Consider the following 1,721-nt stretch of genomic DNA (forward strand, 5'->3'; position numbering starts at 1 on the left):
CGCAGCCCGCGTCGAGGAACTCGTCGATGTAGCGGTCGGGCTCGGAGATCATCAGGTGCGCGTCGAGTGGCAGGCGCGTCCGTCGTCGGAGCGCCTTGACCGTCTTCGGCCCGAACGTCAGGTTCGGGACGAAGTGGCCATCCATGACGTCGAGGTGGATCCGGTCGGCCCCCTCGCTCTGTGCCCGACGAACGGCGTGCGCAAGGTTCCCGAGATCGGCATCGAGGATGCTCGCGGCGACGCGCGCTCGCCCGAGCGTCTTCGTCGGAAGGGTCGGTGCCGCGCGCCGGGATGGCATCAGGCGTCCACGCCGGCCGGGAGGCCCTCGGCGCTTCGTTCGCCGCGCAGCGCGGCTGCCGACGAAGCCTCGAGTCGGGCCCGGCGGCGCGCGACCGCGGCGACCGGCGGCGCCCCCGCACGATCGGCGGCGAGCTGCCCGCAGGCGGCACCGACCTCCTGGCCCCGATTCCGACGGATGGTGACCGGCAGGCCCTCACGGCGGAGCCGCTCGGCAAACCGCTCGATGACCGGCATCGGGCTCGCCGTCCACGGGGTATGCGCCACGGGGTTCATCGGGATCAGGTTGACATGCGCGAGGGTCCCGCGCAGGAGCTCGGCCATCGCCTCTGAATCGGCATTGGTGTCGTTCACGCCGCCGATCATCGTGACCTCGTAGCTGATCCGCCGGCCGGTTGCGGTCGCGTGGTCCTTCGCCGCGGCGACAACCTCGGCGATCGGCCAGCGGCGGTTGAGGGGCACGAGGACGTCGCGCAGCGGATCGCGAGCCGCGTGGAGGCTGACCGCCAGCGTGAACTGCGGCCCGAGCGCGGTCAGGCGCCGGATCCCGGGCACGACGCCCGAGGTCGAGACGGTGATGTGGCGCGCCCCGAGGCCGAACCGGCCCGGGTCGTTGAGGGCGGCCACGGTCTCGAGCACGCGATCGAGGTTCAGGAGCGGCTCGCCCATCCCCATGAACACGATGTTCGTCAGGCGCCGGCCGCGCGTCGCCAGGCGCCTTGCCGCACTGCGGACCTGGTCGAGGATCTCCGCCGCCTGGAGGTCCCGTCCGAACCCGAGCTCGCCCGTCGCGCAGAACGGGCACGCGACGGCGCACCCGGCCTGGCTGGAGATGCACAGCGTGTTCCGTTCCCGGCGGTCGCTGCCCGCCGGGTAGTGCATCAGGACGCTCTCGATCGCCGCGCCGTCCGCCAGGCGATGGAGTGCCTTCTCGGTCCGTCCGCCGTCGGCGAGCACGAACTCCGAGGTGTCGATGGTGTCCCAGGCGAACGCGGAGGCGAGTGCCTCGCGCATCGCGGCGGGCAGGGTCGAGACGTCGTCCAGGCTCGACGCCTCCGACCGCCAGACGGCATCGAGGACCTGGCGGGCGCGGAACGCGGGCTCGCCGCGCTCGCGGAACCAGGCCTCGAGCTGGCTAGCGGTCTGGCCCGAGATCCCCGGACGCTGGACCGGGCTCCCGGCGAGTTCGAGCGTGGGCATCGGCATCTGGCTGGGCATCGGGGCGCATTGTCGCACGGGATCCGGGGGCAGCCGGCTCGCCGGTGGGTCGATGGTCCCGGAGGGCGCGCCAGATCCGTTGGGGCGTCATCGGGAGGTCGAGCGGGCGAATGCCGGTGGCCGCTGCGACGGCATTCGCGACCGCCGCCGCACCGCCGACGACGGCCGCTTCGCCGATGCCCTTGGCGCCGAACGGCCCGTCGGGC

At 73.2% G+C, this 1,721-nt stretch carries 3 protein-coding genes; 1 reads left to right on the plus strand and 2 read right to left on the minus strand.

The features are described from left to right. Positions 1-298, minus strand: a 298-nt coding sequence (locus EPO09_RS21865) for a ribulose-phosphate 3-epimerase (protein ID WP_367200104.1), incomplete at its 3' end; no start/stop codon positions are given. After that, positions 298-1,497 (minus strand): 23S rRNA (adenine(2503)-C(2))-methyltransferase RlmN, encoded by a 1,200-nt coding sequence (rlmN, locus tag EPO09_RS21870; RefSeq protein ID WP_290646683.1) that lies wholly within the window; start codon positions 1,495-1,497, stop codon positions 298-300. The genes EPO09_RS21865 and rlmN, both read right to left, overlap by 1 nt. Here rlmN and EPO09_RS21875 point away from each other — a divergent pair. Beyond that, positions 1,490-1,721 (plus strand): hypothetical protein (locus tag EPO09_RS21875; RefSeq protein ID WP_290646685.1); only part of this gene is annotated, 232 nt, incomplete at its 3' end. The two genes, rlmN and EPO09_RS21875, sit on opposite strands and share 8 nt — an antisense overlap.

The sequence above is a fragment of the Aquabacterium sp. genome (assembly GCF_004297345.1).
GTDB lineage: Bacteria > Pseudomonadota > Gammaproteobacteria > Burkholderiales > Burkholderiaceae_C > Aquabacterium.